Source organism: Pseudomonas sp. FSL R10-2964 (assembly GCF_009600035.1).
Classification (GTDB): domain Bacteria; phylum Pseudomonadota; class Gammaproteobacteria; order Pseudomonadales; family Pseudomonadaceae; genus Aquipseudomonas; species Aquipseudomonas bubulae.
In genome coordinates, this window is the sequence record NZ_WIWH01000139.1 from 1 (window position 1) to 278 (window position 278).

The 278-nt window shown below is 53.2% G+C and carries 1 protein-coding gene; it reads left to right on the forward strand.

The window, feature by feature from the left end; translation table 11 throughout:
* Nucleotides 1-278: ferric reductase-like transmembrane domain-containing protein (locus tag GHN92_RS23705; protein WP_178102691.1), on the forward strand; the 278-nt coding region annotated here is incomplete at both ends.

Sequence of the window (278 nt, forward strand, 5' to 3'; positions counted from 1 at the left end):
ATGTGGTGTTGCACCTGTGCGCCTACTTGTTCTTTGTACTTGGGCTCGACTGGTCCCAGTTGGGTGTTGAGCTCAGCAAGCGGCCTTACATTATTGTCGGCAGCTTGGGCGCTCTATGTTCGTTGGCGCTGGCGGTGACCTCCAATCGTTACAGTCAAAGGCGGATGGGGGCTAGCTGGAAGAAGTTGCATCGCTTGGTATACGTGGTTGTAGGGTTGGGTCTTTTGCATATGTTGTGGATTGTGCGTGCAGACCTGAAAGAGTGGTCGATCTATGCC